The 19,263-nt window shown below is 27.9% G+C and carries 17 protein-coding genes; 10 read left to right on the plus strand and 7 right to left on the minus strand.

The annotated features are described in order from the left end of the window. Nucleotide 1 precedes the first annotated feature (1 nt). From L3J60_RS07120 to L3J60_RS07130, 3 genes are read right to left on the minus strand one after another with little or no spacing between them, the layout of a single operon-like run. Nucleotides 2–520, minus strand: a complete 519-nt coding sequence (locus L3J60_RS07120) for a DUF4252 domain-containing protein (RefSeq protein WP_291974801.1) — start codon at nt 518–520, stop codon at nt 2–4. Between the two features lie 7 nt (nt 521–527). After that, nucleotides 528–950, minus strand: coding sequence for a hypothetical protein (locus L3J60_RS07125; protein WP_291974802.1), 423 nt, complete (start codon nt 948–950; stop codon nt 528–530). Next, nucleotides 937–1,446, minus strand: coding sequence for an RNA polymerase sigma factor (locus L3J60_RS07130; RefSeq protein WP_291974803.1), 510 nt, complete (start codon nt 1,444–1,446; stop codon nt 937–939). The genes L3J60_RS07125 and L3J60_RS07130 overlap by 14 nt, the downstream gene beginning before the upstream one ends. A gap of 144 nt (nt 1,447–1,590) precedes the next feature. On the opposite strand from L3J60_RS07130, the gene L3J60_RS07135 reads away from it, so the two are divergent. Then, nucleotides 1,591–3,045, plus strand: coding sequence for a S41 family peptidase (locus L3J60_RS07135; protein WP_291974804.1), 1,455 nt, complete (start codon nt 1,591–1,593; stop codon nt 3,043–3,045). A gap of 34 nt (nt 3,046–3,079) precedes the next feature. Here L3J60_RS07135 and L3J60_RS07140 read toward each other — a convergent pair whose 3' ends face one another. Further along, complete coding sequence (locus L3J60_RS07140; protein ID WP_291974805.1) at nt 3,080–3,997, minus strand: patatin-like phospholipase family protein; 918 nt, start codon at nt 3,995–3,997, stop codon at nt 3,080–3,082. 47 nt (nt 3,998–4,044) lie between these two features. Between L3J60_RS07140 and L3J60_RS07145 the strand changes: the two genes are divergently transcribed. From L3J60_RS07145 to thrC, 7 genes are all read left to right on the plus strand, one after another. Further along, the gene (locus L3J60_RS07145; protein ID WP_291974806.1) at nt 4,045–5,085 is read left to right on the plus strand and encodes an oxidoreductase; all 1,041 of its coding nucleotides are present in this window, start codon (nt 4,045–4,047) and stop codon (nt 5,083–5,085) included. 2 nt (nt 5,086–5,087) lie between these two features. After that, nucleotides 5,088–5,642: a hypothetical protein gene (locus L3J60_RS07150; RefSeq protein WP_291974807.1), complete on the plus strand. Its 555-nt coding sequence runs from the start codon at nt 5,088–5,090 to the stop codon at nt 5,640–5,642. A gap of 62 nt (nt 5,643–5,704) precedes the next feature. Continuing rightward, complete coding sequence (pepT, locus tag L3J60_RS07155; RefSeq protein ID WP_291974808.1) at nt 5,705–6,940, plus strand: peptidase T; 1,236 nt, start codon at nt 5,705–5,707, stop codon at nt 6,938–6,940. Nucleotides 6,941–7,460: 520 nt separating this feature from the next. Further along, entirely contained in the window at nt 7,461–8,672 is a 1,212-nt protein-coding gene (gene lysA, locus L3J60_RS07160; RefSeq protein WP_291974809.1) for a diaminopimelate decarboxylase, read from the plus strand. A gap of 346 nt (nt 8,673–9,018) precedes the next feature. Further along, complete coding sequence (gene thrA, locus L3J60_RS07165; RefSeq protein ID WP_291974810.1) at nt 9,019–11,460, plus strand: bifunctional aspartate kinase/homoserine dehydrogenase I; 2,442 nt, start codon at nt 9,019–9,021, stop codon at nt 11,458–11,460. 11 nt (nt 11,461–11,471) lie between these two features. Continuing rightward, complete coding sequence (locus tag L3J60_RS07170) at nt 11,472–12,404, plus strand: homoserine kinase (protein WP_291974811.1); 933 nt, start codon at nt 11,472–11,474, stop codon at nt 12,402–12,404. A gap of 2 nt (nt 12,405–12,406) precedes the next feature. Then, nucleotides 12,407–13,711, plus strand: coding sequence for a threonine synthase (gene thrC, locus L3J60_RS07175; protein WP_291974812.1), 1,305 nt, complete (start codon nt 12,407–12,409; stop codon nt 13,709–13,711). A 139-nt stretch (nt 13,712–13,850) separates the two neighbouring features. On the opposite strand, the gene L3J60_RS07180 is transcribed toward thrC, so the two are convergent. Then, a complete protein-coding gene (locus L3J60_RS07180) occupies nt 13,851–14,438 on the minus strand; it encodes a transposase (protein ID WP_291974813.1) in 588 nt (195 codons plus the stop codon). A 278-nt stretch (nt 14,439–14,716) separates the two neighbouring features. Here L3J60_RS07180 and gcvT point away from each other — a divergent pair, with 278 nt between their 5' ends. After that, nucleotides 14,717–15,799: a glycine cleavage system aminomethyltransferase GcvT gene (gene gcvT / locus L3J60_RS07185; protein ID WP_291974814.1), complete on the plus strand. Its 1,083-nt coding sequence runs from the start codon at nt 14,717–14,719 to the stop codon at nt 15,797–15,799. A gap of 120 nt (nt 15,800–15,919) precedes the next feature. On the opposite strand, the gene L3J60_RS07190 is transcribed toward gcvT, so the two are convergent. Further along, nucleotides 15,920–16,465 carry a 1-acyl-sn-glycerol-3-phosphate acyltransferase gene (locus tag L3J60_RS07190; RefSeq protein ID WP_291974815.1) on the minus strand — a complete coding sequence of 182 codons (546 nt, stop codon included), beginning with the start codon at nt 16,463–16,465 and terminating at the stop codon, nt 15,920–15,922. A 75-nt stretch (nt 16,466–16,540) separates the two neighbouring features. Next, complete coding sequence (locus L3J60_RS07195; RefSeq protein WP_291974816.1) at nt 16,541–17,242, minus strand: hypothetical protein; 702 nt, start codon at nt 17,240–17,242, stop codon at nt 16,541–16,543. A gap of 466 nt (nt 17,243–17,708) precedes the next feature. Between L3J60_RS07195 and L3J60_RS07200 the strand changes: the two genes are divergently transcribed. Beyond that, nucleotides 17,709–19,220 (plus strand): reverse transcriptase domain-containing protein, encoded by a 1,512-nt coding sequence (locus L3J60_RS07200; RefSeq protein ID WP_291974817.1) that lies wholly within the window; start codon nt 17,709–17,711, stop codon nt 19,218–19,220. Nucleotides 19,221–19,263 lie beyond the last annotated feature (43 nt).

Consider the following 19,263-nt stretch of genomic DNA (forward strand, 5'->3'; position numbering starts at 1 on the left):
ATTATTGTTTTTTAAGTTGTTTTCCACTTTCAGGAATATACGAGTTTGTTAGTTTTGATATTTTATTCAAATCAATATCTCCAGTAAGTGATAAAATTACCGCTTGTTGGTCTGCTTTATTTTTTAAATCGCTTACAAACATTAGCAATTCGCTTACATGGTTTTTGTCTTTTCCTTTTCTAATATAAATTTTTACACGTCCATCTTTATCTTTTGCTCTCATTAGTTCAGTTAATTTTGCTTTTTTCAAGTAACTATTAACTGTATTTTTCATTTGATTAGCAATAGCACTGCTTTCAGTAGTATATACTTTTAATGATTTTAAATTTTGAACCATTTTAACATATTCTTGTGATTCAGGATCATTTCCTTTAAAAGAACTTAACATTTGAAAAGCTTCTTTATTGACAATAACTGAAGTTACATCATCCATATCTTCAAATTTGTCAAAAATAGATTCTTGAGCAAAAGAAGTATAGGAAACTATTAGCATTACTGCTATTAAAATTATTTTTTTCATTTTTAGTTTATTTAAATTGTTTAAAAATTTTGTTTTTTGTTGTTTCAAACTCTTGTAATTCTCCAATTGCAACAGTTCCTTTATGTAAATTTCCCGAAAGCATATTTAATGCCATTTTTGTTTCATTAAAAACTTTTTCGGCTTTGTTTTGCTGGTGTTTTTGATAACCAGTATAAACGCTTACCAGTAAAATTAATGATGCGGCAACGGTTAACCACTTCCAATTCTGCTTTTGACTTTTTAATTGGATGGTTTTAGTAAAACGCTCATTTTTACTAGTTGAAAAATAATTGAATAACGCTTTGTATTCAACTAAATGAGGGGCTACATTATCACTTAAAAAATAGTTTTTCAACTCTTTTTCTTCTGTTAAGGTAGTTTCACCATTTTCATATTTTTCCAACAACTTTTCTATGTTAGCTAATTCCATATTGATGTTGTTTTATTAATTGTTCTCTAATTGTTTTTCTTGCTCTTGATAAGCTGACTCTAATTGCCGTTTGTTTTATTTGTAACATTTCAGCAATTTCTTCAAATTCATATTGTTCTATATCTCTTAATTGAATGATTAATTTTTGTTGTTCTGGTAATTTGTCTATCAACTTTTCAACCAAACTAACACTATCATTCAATTCTACTCTTTTTTGTAAGGAAGCTCCTTTTTCAGTATAATTACTATGAACCAAAGTTAAATTGCTGGCTTGTTTAGATTTAAGTCTGTCAAAACAATAATTTTTAGTCATTGTCATTGCAAATGCTTCAATACTTTTATATTCATTTAATTTTTCTTTATTTTTCCATAATTTAAAAAATAATTCTTGTGTTGCATCTTCTGCTTCTTCCGTAGAAACCAATAACCGTTTGGCTAAACGAAATATTTTATCTTTAAATGGCATTACGGTATTTAGAAAATCCGATTGTTTCATTTTTAAGTTTGGTTACTACAAATTTTTAGTTTGATTTTACAATTATGACGAACAAGTTACATTTTTGTAACAGAAGTTGTGAAAAGTGTAATTTATTTTCATAAATTTCGACTTAGTTTAAAAATATAATTACAAACCTCAATAATGAAAAAAAGTAATATTCTAATAACATTATTCCTATTCATTGGATTAACTTTTGGATGTAATAAAAGAAATGAAATTACATTTAGTAATAATTCTATCAATAATTTTGTTTGGAAAGCGATGAATTCTTGGTACAACTGGCAGCCTAACGTTCCTGCTTTAGCAGATACTAAAGATGATAATACGAATGATTATACAGCTTATTTAGATGGATTTTCAACACCCGAAGATTTATTTAATAGTTTGCTTTTTGATGCTGGTAATACCGATCGATTTTCTTGGTTTATTGAAGATTATGTAGCACAACAAAAACAATTTCAAGGAATATCTTTATCTTTTGGATTTAGATTACAGGGCGTACCAATTAATACCAGTGGAGATATAATTTTATATGTTAGGTTTGTAAGTAATAATTCACCTGCTTTTGATGCTGGTATAAAACGTGGTGATATCATAAATGCTATAGATGGTGTTGTTTTAAATGAAACTAATTATAACAATACGGTTAGTAAACTATCAAATGATACAGTTACTTTATCTTTTGTAACTGAAAATAAGGGAACCTTAACTGCTATTGGAGATAAAACCATTACAGCTGTCGAAGTTTCTGATAATCCCGTTTATTTAACTAAAGTTTTTGATAATATTAATGGTGGAAAAGTTGGCTATTTAGTTTATAACGGATTTAGATCTTCTTATAATGATGAATTAAATGCTGCTTTTGCAGATTTAAAAGCTGCTGGTGTAAATGAATTAATTTTAGATTTACGACTTAATGGTGGTGGCTCTGTAGCTACTTCTTCTTATTTAGCGAGTATGATTGATGCAAATGCTGGAACGGATAAATTTGCTGATTTAAAGTTTAACAATAAGCACTCCAATGAAAATAGCACCTACAATTTTCAAAATACACAAAAAGATTATGATGCAACTGGAGCAAAAACTGGTGAAGAAGCTATAAATAGATTATCAAATATTAATAGACTTTATGTGCTAACTTCTCATAGTACTGCTTCTGCTAGTGAAATGATAATAAATGGTTTAAAACCTTATATACCTGTTAAACTAATTGGCACAACTACTTATGGTAAAAATGTGGGTTCAATTACCTTGTACGATTCTCCAGGTTCTGACTATACTAGCCAATCTTCTGCAAATGCAAATCATAAAAATGCAATGCAACCTATTGTGTTTCAAATATTTAATAAATTAGGTAAAAGCGATTATACTCAAGGATTTACTCCTGATATTGAAGTGAAAGAATATGAATTTTGGAATGCTATTTTACCTTTTGGTGATGAAAATGAAGTAGTTTTAAAAGCTGCGTTAGATGATATTAGAGGCTTGTCAACTAAAACTATTTCAAAATATAAAAGTGCAACGCCATTAAAAGTGTTGCCGCTTGAATCAAAATTTGATAAAGAAATGTATATAACCAATGAGTTTTTAAATTAATAATTAGATTTCAATCTAAAAAAGAAAGAGTTTTTTATTGTAAATTAGGTCTAAATTCATTCGCATACTCATTGTATTTAAGTTTTGCATGCTTGTAGCCTTGTGCCCACCATTTAGTCATTAATTTTTTATCAAAAACTAAAGAATTTGTTGTTAAAACTGTTGGTGTATAATATAAATTAAGTTTTACATCATTTTCATTCGCTGATAATTTTCCAATAGTAATATTATGACGTTCTACATGCTCTAGCATAAAATCAAATATATCAAATAGTACAGAAAACGGATTTTTTGATTGAATTCTATTAATTTGAGTTATTTCGGTTTCTAAAATAATAGCATCAATTTCTTTAGCTCCACGTAAAATAGCTTCTTTAATGGGAACAATACTTCCAAATCCACCATCTGCATATTGGCAACCATTTTTAACTAATATACTCATAAATGGTGCATAATTACATGAAGCCCAAATCCAGTCACAAAAATCATTATACGTACAATCATTAATAGATTTGTATTCCACTTTATTGGCTGATAAATTAGAAACAGTAACTACGGACTCAATGTTATTATATCTTATTTGTTGGTACATTTCTTCTGTAATATTGTTTTTTATGAGTTTTCGTAAATTTTTACTTTCTCCAAAAGTTTTTCTGCCATTTATAAAATTCCATAACATATTTAGGTAATTTATGCTAATAACCTTTTCTCCATGAATTTTTTTTATTAAAAAAGGATTGCTATTAAAAATGGTTCTTTGATTAACATTTGTATATAAATCTTTTAGTTCATCAACCATTCCTAATGCTAAATGCGAAACCATTAAACTACCTGTAGAAGAACCTAAGAACATATCATATTTTCGCTTTTTTTCTTTCATTAAAAATTGTGCAACACCTCCAGCAAAGGCTCCTTTACTACCTCCTCCTGAAATAACTAATGCTTTTTTCATAAAGCTATGATTGTTTTATATATTTTAGTACTTTAAAAATAGTAAAAATGAAAAGAATTCTGCAATGCTTGGTACTCTTATTTTTCATCATTTCATGCAAAGAAACATATAAATCAAGAGATAACATAACAATTAAAATAACAAAGTTTAGTATAAAAAATTCAAGTATAAGAGCTATAAAGGTTTTAAATGATACTACTTTAGCTTATGCAGGTTCAAATGGTTTTTTTGGTATTATGGATTTGTCTGGTAAATCTATTTATACTAAACAGATTAAATATGATACTATTTATCCTGAATTTAGAGCAATTGCCACAACAAAAAAAGCAATTTTCATTTTAAGTGTTGGTAACCCAGCTTTACTTTATCAATATAAAAATGATACTATAAAGTTGGTTTATAAAGAAGAAAACAAAAAAGTTTTTTATGATGCCATGCAATTTTTTGATGATAAAAATGGAATTGCAATGGGCGATCCAACAGATAATTGTTTATCCGTTATAAAAACTAATGATGGTGGAAATTCTTGGTATAAAATTCCTTGTTCTAAACTGCCAAAAGTTGAACAAGGTGAAGCTGCGTTTGCAGCGAGTAATACTAATTTAAAAATTGTAAATAACAACGTTTGGATGGTTACAGGTGGAAAAAAAGCTCGTGTTTTTCATTCTTTTGATAAAGGAAAAAATTGGACGGTTACCACTACTCCAATTATTCAAGGTAAAAATACTACTGGAATTTATACTGTAGATTTTTTTGATGAAAATAACGGAATTATAGCAGGAGGCGATTATACTAATAAATCTGAAACATCTATAAATAAGGCAATTACTAATGATGGTGGAAAAACCTGGAAACCTATCGCTAAAAATAGTTTTCCTAATTATGTAAGTTGCATTCAATATGTACCTAATTCAAATGGGAAAAAAGTAGTTGCTGTATCAACAAACGGAATTTTTTATTCGGCAAATACAGGTGAAAATTGGATAAAACTTAGCAATAATGGATTTTATGCTATTAAATTTGTTTCTAAAAACTTGGCTTGGTTAGCTGGCGATGGTGTTATTGCTAAAATGGAAATTAACTATTAATTATGAAACAGCTATTGTATTTTTTATTAATAATTGTTACAATAAGTTGTAATAAGGCTTCTAAATTAGAACAAAAAATCAACTGTACTTCTACTATTTCTTATAAATTAAACCAAATAAAAGATTTTAATAATAACTTTATGATAAGTATTCCAACATCTTGGAAAACAAATCTTTACTATGATAATATTTCTTCAGAAATTTATATAGCCGACACACTAAAAGAATTAACAAAAACTTTTATTATTGGAGTCTCTTTTTTTAAAGGAAATTTAAAATTAAATAAAGAATTTGTAACTAAATCAGATTCTCTTTTTTCACTAGAAAAGCTTAAAATAATTACTTCTGAAAAAGAAAAATTTATTAATAAACCTTCATATTGGTACATCCTAAGCGGAACAAAAAAAGGATTTCCCTTTCATCAACTTAATATTACTATTAAAAATGCTGACAAATCCTATATTAATACAACTGTTGATATTTATGGAGATAAATCTGTAAATAACCGAATTTGCCAAGCTATTTCTATTTTAAAAACCATTCAATTTTTGCAATAATTTATGATAATAACATTGCATAAACTTGTGTATATGCTTATTTTTGATGAAAAATTAAAGATATGCAACAAATTATAGATCGCTTTGTAAAATATGTGACTGTGGATACTCAGTCCGATCCAGAAAATCCTGCTTTTCCAAGTTCAGAAAAACAATGGAATTTAGCTCATATTTTGGTAGATGAATTGAAAGAAATTGGTTTAGACGATGTTACCTTAGATGATAATTGCTACATTATGGCAACTGTTCCATCTAATGTTGATTATGAGGTTCCAACCATTGGATTTATTGCCCACATTGATACTAGTCCAGATTTTACTGCTGAAAATGTAAAACCTCAATTTCATCAAAATTATGATGGAAAAGATATTGTTTTAAGCAAAGAAGAAAACATTATTTTATCTCCAAGTTATTTTGAAGATTTACTGTTATATAAAGGTCAAACTTTAATTACTACTGATGGCACAACTCTTTTAGGAGCCGATGATAAAGCCGGTGTTACTGAAATAGTTACTGCTATGGAATACTTAATTAATCATCCTGAAATTAAACATGGTAAAATAAGAATTGGTTTTACTCCTGATGAAGAAGTTGGTAAAGGTGCTCAAATGTTTGATGTTGAAAAATTTGGTGCAGAATGGGCATATACTATGGATGGTAGTGCAGTTGGAGAACTTGAATATGAAAATTTTAATGCTGCAGGTGCAAAAGTAACCATAACAGGTAAAATTGTTCATCCTGGTTATGCTAAAGGAAAAATGATTAATTCTATGTTAATTGCAAGTGATTTTATTAATTCATTACCTAAAAATGAAGTTCCTGAAAAAACAGAAGGTTATGAAGGTTTTTATCATTTATATAGTATGAAAGGTGAAGTTGAACAAACAGTTTTGCAATACATTATTCGTGATCACGATTTTAAATTGTTTGAAGAACGAAAAGTTTTATTCCAAAAGTTGGTAGATGATTTAAATAAAAAATTAGGGCAAGACCTTGTAAATGCAGAAATTACAGATCAATATTTTAATATGCGTAAAAAAATTGAACCTGTAATGTTTGTAGTGGACATTGCTGAAGAAGCAATGAAACAATTAAACATTACTCCTATTATTAGTGCTATTAGGGGTGGAACAGATGGTTCACAATTATCTTACAAAGGATTACCTTGTCCAAATATTTTTGCTGGTGGACATAATTTTCACGGTCGTTATGAATTTGTAGCTGCTGAAGCAATTCAAAAAGCGACAGATGTTGTAGTTAAAATTGCTGAATTAACTGCTGAAAGAGCAAAAAAATAAAAATTTCACTTTAAAAATTAAACTCTCTTCTTTTTAAAAGGGAGTTTTTTTTTATGACTTCAAAGTCTTAATAAATATTCACTATAAATACCCGTTGTGCATTATGTTAAAATTTCGTCAATTCGAGTGAATTTTAGCCTTTTTAGGCTTAAAATTAGTATCGAGAATAGGTTTTTTATTTAAAAACAGCCGTTCTCGATACAATTTTTTATCAAAAATTACCTGCCTTGCCGTCAGGCAGGCTTGAACTGACGTAACAGTAGGTTTAAAAAGTTAAAATGTACAACGAGTTATAAATTTATATGTATAACCTGACATGTTTTTAAAACCTATTAGGTTTATTAGGTAATTCATTTTCTCATAAATCAGTAGATTTCTTTAACTTTTTTCAAAGTTTCACCATACAAAACCATTCTTTTTTTTAAATATTTAACAACTTGTTAAATAGTGTTATTATAATTATAAATATTCTTTAAAGTTAAATTCTTTTCTATTTTTGAAACTTTGAAAATATAGTTATATGAATAATGAAATATTAACCGCATTAGTTGAAAAATATGGGAGTCCGCTATATGTATATAATGTAAATAAAATTGAAACTCAGTTTCAAAGAATTTGTACAGCATTTAGCACGGTAAAAAACTTAAAAATAAATTATGCTGTTAAAGCTAATTCAAATATTAGCATTTTAAAATATTTTAATTCATTAAAAGCCGGTATTGATACGGTTTCTATTCAAGAAGTTCAGTTGGGTTTGGCAGCCGGATTTAAACCTGAAGACATTATTTATACACCAAACGGAGTTTCATTACATGAAATTGAAAAAGTTGCTGAATTAGGCGTACAAATTAATATTGATAATTTATCTATTCTTGAACAGTTTGGATATCATTATCCTAAAGTTCCTGTTTGTGTAAGGATAAATCCACATATTATGGCTGGTGGAAATAGAAATATTTCAGTTGGACATATTGATTCTAAATTTGGAATATCTATACATCAAGTTCCTCATATTAAACGAGTTGTAGAAAATACAGGGATGCATATTAACGGAATTCATATGCATACAGGTTCTGATATTTTAGATATTGATGTATTTTTAGCCGCTACAGAAATTTTGTTTAATACCGCAAAAGAATTCAAAAATATAGATTTTATTGATTTTGGTAGTGGCTTTAAAGTTCCTTATAAAGAAGGTGATATTTCAACTAATATTGAAGAATTAGGAGAAAAACTTTCAATTCGTTTCAATGATTTTTGTAAAGAATATGGTAAAAATTTAACGTTAATGTTTGAGCCAGGAAAATTTTTAGTGAGCGATGCAGGTTGCTTTTTAGCTAATGTAAACGTAGTAAAGCAAACAACATCTACCGTTTTTGCAGGTATTGATTCAGGATTTAACCATTTAATTCGCCCAATGTTTTATGATTCGTATCACCATATTCATAACATTTCCAATCCCAATGGTAGAGAGCGATATTATTCTGTAGTTGGTTATATTTGTGAAACAGATTCTTTTGGTTCTAACAGAAGAATTAATGAAATACGTGAAGGAGATATTTTATGTTTTAATAATGCCGGAGCATATTGTTTTACAATGGCTTCCAATTATAATTCTCGCTATCGACCAGCAGAAGTTATGGTTTATAATGGCAAAGATTATTTAATTAGAAAGCAAGAAAATTTTGACGATTTAATTAGAAATCAAATTAGTGTAGATTTAAGTAAATAATAACTAAATTATTTTATGATATTCTATAACAATAATTCAAATACATATAATATTGATAATTAAGATTTAATAAAATTTAATATTCGATATTTATTAGATAAAAGTTTTGAATATTTAAAAAAACAATTACTTTTGACCTATGCAAATAACAAAAATACATACTACATTAGAATTCACTTCCAATATGCGTTTATTTGTTATGGCAATTACTACAACTATTATTACCCTTTAGGGTTATTATTCTATTCATATTATCCGTTTATATATTCGTTTTCAAAAGATTTGAAACAAGGAATATCACCAACTAATATTCAAAAAAACTAAAATAACATTCAAAAAAGCTACAATGAAAGTTTTAAAATTTGGAGGATCTTCAGTCAAAAATGCAGCAGCAATTAAGCAGGTTGTTAGTATTATCAAAGAAAATGTTGCAGAAAATCAAATAATAGTAGTTTCAGCCTTAGGCGGAATTACAGATTTAATTTTAGAAGTTGCCCAATTAGCACAGCAAAAAAATAAAAATTATTTAAATCTAGTTAATCAAATACAACAGAAACACTTTGAAATTGTAAATGATTTAATTGAAAAACAAAATCAAACTAAAATATTGTTACAGCTAAATGAACTCTTTTCTAATTTATCCGAAGTTTTAGAAGGAGTTTATAAAATAAATGAATTGACATTAAAAACAGCTGATAAAATTGTAGCAAATGGAGAATTGGCTTCTTCCCTACTTTTAACAGCTATTTTAAAAGAAAATAAATTACAAGCATCTTGGAAAAATTCAGTGGAACTTATTAAAACAAATTCAACTTTTGGAAATGCACTTGTAAACTTTGAAAAAACTAACAATAATATTAAAGGTTATTTTGAAAGTTCAAAAAGTAATATTACGGTATTACCTGGGTTTGTAGCTTCTAATAAAAATAATGAAATTACTACTTTAGGGCGAGGTGGCTCGGATTATACTGCGGCAATAGCAGCTGCTGCGTTAAATGTTGAAAAACTCGAAATTTGGACTGATGTAAACGGAATGTTTACTGCCAATCCAACCATTGTAAAACAGGCTTTTTCTATTAAAGAAATGACTTATAAAGAAGCGATGGAAATGTCGCATTTTGGAGCTAAGGTATTATATCCACCTTCTGTAAAACCAGTTCTAGAAAAAGAAATACCCATCTTAATAAAAAATACATTTAAATCAAAAGCCAAAGGAACCTTAATATCTTCAAAATCAGTTAATAAAAATCCAATTAAAGGAATTAGTCATATTGAAAATATTAGTTTATTAACCCTTGAAGGAAGTGGTTTAATAGGAATTCCTGGTATTGCACAACGTTTTTTTGGTGTACTGGCAAAAAAAGCCATAAATATATCTTTAATAACACAAGCTTCCTCTGAGCATTCCATTTGTATTGCAATAAATTCATCTGATGAAAAAATGGCTGTAAAAGCTATTAATAAAGAATTTCAATTAGAAATAAATCAGCAAAATATTGATAATGTAATTGTTGAAAGTAATACAGCTATAATAGCTTTAGTTGGTGATAATATGAAAAATCACCAAGGAATTAGTGGGAAAATGTTTAGTACATTAGGAAATAATAATGTGAACATTAGAGCCATCGCTCAAGGTGCATCTGAAAAAAATATTTCTGCTGTAATAGCTCAAAAAGATATAAAGAAAGCGTTAAACACCTTACATTCAACATTTTTTGAGGATCAAATCAAACAATTAAATCTATTTGTAGTTGGAGTTGGAAACGTAGGTGGAAAACTTTTAGAACAAATTAAAAATCAGCAAAGCTTTTTATTGAATAACTTAAAAATTCAGGTTAGAATAATCGGATTAACCAATTCAAAAAAAATGATTTTTAATGAAGATGGAATTGATTTAGAAACTTGGAAAAGCTCTTTAAATAATGGAGAATCACTCAATTTAAATACATTTCATAAACACGTAAAAAAACTTAATTATAGAAATAGTATTTTTATTGATAACACAGCAAACGAAATTATAGCAAATTTATATCCAGATTATTTAAAAGAAAGCATTGCAGTGGTTACTTGTAATAAAATTGCTTGTTCTTCCAATTATGAGAGTTATCTAAACCTCAAAAAATTATCAAGAGAATTCAATGCTCCGTTTCTATTTGAAACAAATGTTGGTGCTGGTTTACCCATTATTGATACGCTAAAAAATTTAATTGCTTCAGGTGATAAAGTAACTAAAATACAGGCAGTTCTCTCAGGTAGCTTAAACTTTATCTTTAATAATTTTAATAAAGATAAATCTTTTTATGAAGTCGTAAAACAAGCAGGAATAGAAGGTTATACTGAACCTGATCCTCGCATTGATTTAAGTGGTGTTGATGTAATGCGAAAGATATTAATTTTAGCTAGAGAAAGTGGTACAAAACTAGAATTGGAAGATATCAAAAACAAATCTTTTTTACCTAAAACTAGTTTAGAAGCCAATTCTATTATCGATTTTATGGAAACATTAAAAAGTGAAGCTAATCATTTTAATACCTTGCAAAAAAAAGCAGCTAATAATAATTGTAGATTAAAATATGTTGCTGAGTTTGATAATGGAAAGGCTTCAGTTGGTTTAAAAGAAGTAGATTTTAATCACCCTTTTTATAATTTGGACGGAAAGGATAATATTGTTCTTTTTTACACTGAAAGATATTCTGAACAACCACTAATTATCAAAGGAGCCGGTGCTGGTGCTGATGTTACCGCTTCTGGTTTATTTGCAGATATTATTAGAATTGGAAACCTTTAAAAGTAAAGTAAATGAATACTGAAATAAAAATATTTGTTCCGGCAACCGTTGCCAATGTTTCCTGCGGATTTGATGTATTAGGATTTGCTTTAGATACTGTTGGTGACGAAATGATGATTCGTAAAGTTTCTCAAAAAGGAATAAAAATAACCAAAATTATTGGTCAGGATTTACCTTTAGAAACTCATAAAAATGTTGCTGGTGTTGCTGCACTTGCTTTATTGGCTAAAACAGATACTAATTTTGGATTTGAAATTGAAATTATTAAAAACATTAAACCGGGCAGTGGTATTGGCAGTAGTGCAGCAAGTTCCGCCGGTGCGGTTTGGGGAATTAATAAATTGTTAGAAGGTCGTTTTAATACTACTGAATTAGTACAATTTGCTATGGAAGGTGAAAAATTAGCTTCGGGTGTTGCTCATGCCGATAATGTTGCTCCTGCCCTTTTTGGTGGTTTTACATTAATACGAAGTTATAATCCGTTAGATATTATTAAAATTCCAACTCCAAACGAGTTAATGGCTACTATAATTCATCCTCAAATTGAAATTAAAACTGCTGATGCTCGGAAATTATTAAAAGAAAATATTTCTTTAAAAGAGGCAACAAAACAGTGGGCAAATGTAGGTGGATTAATAAGCGGATTATATTCCAATAACTATAATTTAATTGGAAGATCTTTGCAAGATTATGTTGCAGAACCTGTTAGGTCAACATTAATTCCAGGCTTTAATGACGTAAAAAAAACGTGTATAGATGCTGGGGCTTTAGGTTGTGGAATTTCAGGTTCTGGTCCATCAATTTTCGCATTAAGCAAAGGAGAAAAAACAGCTTTAAAAGTTGCTGAAGCAATGAAAGCTGTATATGACAAAATCGGAATTGAGTATGATATTCATATCTCAAAAGTGAATAAACAAGGAATTAAAATTTTAGATATTAAATAAGTATGAACTTTTATAGTTTAAATAAAAAAGCACCTAAAGTTTCTTTTAAAGAAGCGGTAATAAAAGGATTAGCACCAGATAAAGGATTGTATTTTCCTGAGAAAATAAAATCTTTAGCAAAAGATTTTTTTAATCATATCGAATATTTTTCTAATAAAGAAATCGCTTTTGAAGTAATAAAACAATTTGTTTCGGATGAAATTCCAGAAAAAGAATTAAAGAAAATTATAAAAGAAACCTTAAATTTTGACTTTCCAGTAGTTTTTCTTGAAGAAAATATAGCTACGTTAGAACTTTTTCATGGGCCAACTATGGCTTTTAAAGATGTTGGAGCAAGGTTTATGGCACGCTGTTTAGATTATTTTAATAAGAGCAAAAGTAGAAAAAAAGTTACAGTTTTAGTAGCTACTTCAGGAGATACAGGCGGAGCAGTAGCAAGTGGTTTTTTAGGCGTAAAAGGTGTTGATGTTGTAATTTTATATCCAAGTGGAAAGGTGAGTGATGTTCAAGAAAAACAATTAACAACTTTAGGCAAAAATATAACAGCCTTAGAAGTTAATGGTACTTTTGATGATTGTCAGGCAATGGTTAAAACAGCATTTTTAGACACTGATATCATTTCAAATAAAAACTTAACTTCTGCAAATTCTATAAATGTAGCAAGGTGGTTACCTCAAATGTTTTATTTCTTTTTTGCATACAAACAATTAAAAAATAAGCATAAAGATTTAATTTTTTCAATTCCAAGTGGAAATTTCGGGAATATTTGTGCAGGAATGATGGCACAAAAATTAGGGTTACCAATTAAACATTTTATTGCTTCAACAAATGTAAATGATGTAGTTCCTAATTACTTAAAAACAGGAAAATATAATCCGAAACCATCAAAACAAACCATTTCAAATGCTATGGATGTTGGTGATCCAAGTAATTTTGTTAGAATTTTAGAGATTTATAATCATAATGATAATGAATTAAAAAAGCACCTTTCCTCCTATTCTTTTACAGATGATGAAACCCGTAAAGCCATAAAACTAATCAAAGACAAAAGTAATTATGTTGCTGATCCACATGGTGCAGTGGGCTATTTAGGATTAAAGAAATACTTATCTGAAAACTCAAATAATGATAGTCAAGGAATATTTTTAGAAACGGCTCATCCTGTAAAATTTTTAGATGTAGTTGAACCCGTAATAAACCAAACTATTAAATTACCCAAACAAATTGAAAAAGTAATTAAAAAGAAAAAAATAGCCATTAGCATTTCAAATTATGAGCAATTAAAAAAGTTTTTGCTGAAGATGTAGAAATTTTTCAAAAAAATAATTGATTGTCCGTAATTGGTGATTAATAAAAACTATGAGATGCTGAAACGAGGGATTATAGTTTAACCTAAACAGGTTTCCAAAACCTGTTAGGTTTAGAGAACGGCATATAACTTAAAAATTATTCCAATAGATATTCATTTATAGCTTCAATATTCAACTTTTTAACTTTATGCACATACTTAAAATTTTCAACATCATTAAAAAGATTTAGTACTTCTTCTCTTTTTAATAAGCTATCTTTTTTTGAAATTAAACTTTGGTATGATGAATACTTATAATCTTCAAAATTTGAAATGGAATGATGTGTTGGATTGGTGTTTACATAAACAATTAAATTACGTAAATAATCTTCATCATTAATCTGAATTCGTTTTAGATGCTCTTGAAATAAACTTCCTGTTCGTTGATGTTTTTTATTAATTGCTTTGGTATAAGCATTAAATAAATTTGAAAAAGGTTGATGTAGTTTTGTTTTTCCATTTTTAAAATTTTCTGGAAGCTCATTAAAATCTTTAATTCTAATAATAAAATGAAAATGATTAGAAAGTAAACAGTAGCTATAAACATCACAGATAGGTAATAAGTACTTTTTTACTAAATTTAAAAAGTAAATATAATTATCTTCAGTTTTAAATATATTTTCCTTGTTGTTTCCTCGGTTAAAAACATGATAAAAGTGCCCTACTTCAAATGGTTGATGTTTCATAGTTTTTTATTTTAAAAATAACAACTAATATAGAACTAGACAAATTTTAATTAAATATAAGTCTAAATAGGCAACGAATAAACCTAACAGGTTTTTGAAATTGAATCAATACATATAGTAAACCTAACAGGTTTTGAAAACCTGTTAGGTTTACTAAAACTGTATTTTAAGAATAGTTAAACAAGCAAAAAAGATAAAACTATGAAACCTAAAAAATGATATAAATCAAATTCAATTCTTTTAATATTTAGTAAATTTGCATCACAAAATTATATAAAATGAAAAATACAGCTTTAACACATATTCACGAGTCTTTAGGTGCTAAAATGGTGCCATTTGCAGATTATAATATGCCTGTTCAATATGAAGGTGTAAATGCAGAACATTTAACGGTTAGAAGTTCCGTTGGTGTCTTTGACGTTTCGCATATGGGTGAATTTTTTTTAGAAGGAAAAAATGCCTTGGCATTAATTCAAAAAGTAACTTCTAATGATGCTTCAAAATTATTTAATGGTAAAGTTCAATACAGTTGTCTGCCAAATAATGATGGCGGAATTGTAGATGATTTATTGGTGTATCGTGTAAACGAAGAAAAATATATGTTGGTGGTAAATGCCTCAAATATTGATAAAGACTGGAATTGGATTTCGATTCATAATGATTTAGGTGTAAAAATGACTAATAAATCATCTGAAACTTCTTTATTAGCAGTTCAAGGACCAAAAGCAGCGGAGACTTTGCAGTCTTTAACCGATATCGATTTAAAATCGATGGAATATTATACGTTTAAAATTGGAACTTTTGCAGGAATTGAAAATGTTACCGTTTCAGCAACTGGTTACACTGGTTCTGGTGGATTTGAAATTTATTTTAAAAACAAAGATGCTGTCCATATGTGGACTGAAATTTTTAAAGCCGGAGAAAAATTTGGAATTAAACCAATTGGTTTGGCAGCCCGTGATACGTTGCGTTTAGAAATGGGATTTTGTTTGTATGGAAACGATATAAACGATACCACCTCTCCTATTGAAGCTGGTTTAAGTTGGATTACAAAATTTACTAAAGATTTTGTGAATGCAGAAGCATTAAAAAAACAAAAAGAAGATGGTGTTACCAAAAAACTAGTCGCTTTTGAAATTGATAATAAAGGTATTCCACGTCATGGATATGTAATTGTTGATAAAAATGGCAATATTATAGGTGAAGTTACCTCAGGAACTATGAGTCCTTCTCTTAAAAAAGGGATTGGCATGGGTTACGTGCCAAAAGCTTATGCTAAATTAGGTTCTAAAATTAATATACAAGTGAGAAATAAAGCGATTGCTGCTACCGTAGTTAAATTGCCATTTTATAAAGGGTAACGAATGTAAATTATATTTATAAATGCGTATATCCGTTTTGTGCCATGTTTTAAACTTATACGTCATGCTGTTCCGATAGCTATCGGAATTGTTTCAGCATCTCATGGTCTTGACAATCAATTATAAATTAAAATTTTCAGGAATTTTGCCTTTAACACCTCTGTAAAAATTATAAATAAAGTTAAAATCTTTTTCCATATTATTAGTTAGATAATAAGGTTCAGAGATTTTAACTTGTTTATTTTTAAAATCAAAAGTAATCATAACAATGGGCACCTTCGCTCCTTTAGCAATATAGTAAAATCCTGTTTTCCATTTAGTTATCTTTTTTCTAGTTCCTTCAGGAGACATTGCTAAAATAAAATTTTCATGACTATTAAATATATTTATAATAGCATCAACTTTGTTATTGCTTTTACTTCTATCAATAGGTGTTCCTCCTAGCCATTTAAAAATAAAACCGAAAGGAGGTTTAAATAACGAAGCCTTACCAATGTAATTAGCTGGTACTTCCTCAGCAAATTTAATAGCAATTCCTAATGGAAAATCGAGCCAGTGCGTATGAGGAGCTCCAAGAATGACGCATTTTTTTAAATCTTTTTTAAATTCTCCAACAGTTTTCCATCCTAAAATGGTGTATAGAACAAAGCGAGTAAGTAATTTCATATAGATGTTAATAACTCCTTTTTTAATTTTAAGGGTGAAGTTATTTCTGCAAAGATAAAAATCAATTATTAATATTTATTCAAACTCCATTTTATCTGTAAAAAATTCAATTGGCAAGTATTGTTCACTAAATTTTTGATTTGTAGGATTAAACCATTTTACCTTTAAAAGATTTTCAGAAACTTGTTTTTTTACTGAGCCATCTTCATAAAATAAGCTTTTATCTTCGTTTTTCTTAAACCCACAAATCAGAAAATCAGGTGTAGTATAATTAACTACATATTGAATTGTAGATTTAATTTGGTCTTTTTCAATCTTACCCTTTTTTTCTGTAATTTTTTTTAAAGAGCGTTTTTTATAAATTTCTATTTTTTTTGTTATAAATCTAACTACTTTGTTAAATTCATAATTTAGAGGAGAATCAAAGTATGATTTTATTTCTTCTCCAATTGTTTTGGAATCATCACTTATATCTCCGACCTCTGATATCCGTTCAATTTTTAATTTGTCAAAATTCTCTAAAAAACTCTCATAGATTGTAGATTCAACAAATTGACTATTATTATCATCAAAATAGACACATGTATATTTTATTCTTTCGGAAATTTTTCTCCCAGTTTCTTCATCATATATTCTTTTTTTCTTACTCTCAATAAATACTTCTTTAATCATCATTATTGGAGGTACAAATTTACCATCTCCTTTTATTCTGAATCCAAATAATAATGGATGGGTTTTTAAGGTAACTAGATTTCCAACTGAATAAATATTTTTCATAATTATAATTTTGTTTAAAGATATAAAATATAATATATTTACAGTAAAGTAAGGAAGTTCTTTTTAAAGAAATATAACGTTTGTTGAACTATTGTATTAATTTTAATTAATCACTTAATCCGACCTTCTTATAATAAAAAAGGGATAATAAATATGGCGATTAGGTAAATTGAACTTTTCTTTAAATAAACAAATATATATCGATATATCAGTGTTTATTAAAAGAAGTATAAGTATTACTTCTGTGAGTTTAAAGAACCACTGGGAAATTTCCCAGTAGCTCAAGATTATTTGAGACATTTGGACTACATTTAGAATTATATTTATCATTTGTGTATTATTTATATGCAAATATACGTACGGTTGCAGCGTGAGTCGAGAATTCGGCTAATGGTTCAGTCTTTTTAGGATGTAAGTTATATTTCGTTATAAAAACGCGCGAGAACTTCTCTTACTTTTATTGCTTATGAAAAAACAAAAAGACTGGTTTAAAGACAGAGGTTACCCACACTTTACTAATAAGACACCAATGTCTGTTAGAAAACATATTGAACGTTATGTTTCTAATCCTAAAAAAATTGCTAAACATTCTTTTTTTCCTTTAATTTTTAAAGAAATAAAACAAAGACGATTTAAACTATCCGATTTTAATGGAGAATTAATACATTCTCACAAGAAGAAAAACAAAAACGGAAAAACAGTTTCTAACTCAAAAATTAGAGAAATTTTATATGCGACACATATAGATGCTCACATATATTCTTATTATACTCAACAAATAATTACGCCAAAATATGAAGATTATTTAAAACAAAACCCACTACTTTCAGATTCCATAACTGCTTATCGAAAAGTTAAAACTGAAGATGAAGTAAAGTTTAAAAATAATGTGCATTTTGCAAAAGATGTTTTTGATGAAATAGAACGTAGAGAAACTTGTGTTGCACTTGTTTTAGATATTGAGAACTTCTTCCCTACTCTTAATCACAAAAAATTAAAATTAGCTTGGGCAAAAATATTAGGATGCAAAACATTACCAAAGGATCACTTTAATCTTTTTAAAGCATCTACAAGGTTTTCCTATGTGAGATTAAATGACTTAAAAACTAAAAAAGGTCATTTTGACGAAAAAGAGTTAGCAAAACACAAAAAAAACGGAAAGCATACTTTTTTTGAAAACATTAAAGAGCTTTTGGGTTCTAAAATTATAGTTCATAAAAATCAAAAATTAAATGAAAAAAAAGAACTTGTAGGTATACCGCAAGGCTTGCCAATAAGTGCCTTACTTGCAAATATATACATGTTAGCTTTTGATGAGGCTATTATTAATGAATTAACTTTAAAACATGATGTGTTCTATAGACGATATTCCGATGATATAGTTGTTCTATGTCCTGAAAATAAAATTGATATAATAGAAAATTATATTTTTGATGAAATTCAAAAAATTGATTTAAAAATATCAAAAGAAAAAACTGAGAAAATATTATTTAAAGTTGATGATGATAAATTAAAATCTTACAAAATAGATGGCGTCAACTTAATTGAAAATATCCCATTAAATTATTTAGGCTTTGAATTTTATGGCTACCAAACATTAATAAAATCTAAAAATTTAGCACAATTTTATAGAGAAATGAAAGGAGCTGTAAAGCGTAAACATAAACGAGTTGAATCAATCAAAGAAAAGTTTTTACTTGATAATGCTCCACTTTTTAAGCGAAAATTATATAGGCTCTATAGTTATAAAGGTGCAAAATCTAGAGAAATACCTGCTAAAAGGACTGAGTTTATTAAAGGAAAGGCTATAACTAAAACTTTCGAACGAAAATTTAGAGGTAATTATCTCAGATATGTTTATAGAGCTTCAGATGATTTAGAGGCTCCCGAAATTAAAAGACAATTACGAAATCATTGGAAAATACTTCAAAAAACAATAAAGAGGTATGATTTTTCAAATGTTAAAAAGATTGAATAGTTCCTAATCTATAATCATTATTATTTATTACTTTTACAATTAT

Origin of the sequence: Lutibacter sp. (assembly GCF_021647475.1) — a bacterium.
In the GTDB taxonomy this organism is placed as follows: Bacteria; Bacteroidota; Bacteroidia; order Flavobacteriales; family Flavobacteriaceae; genus Lutibacter.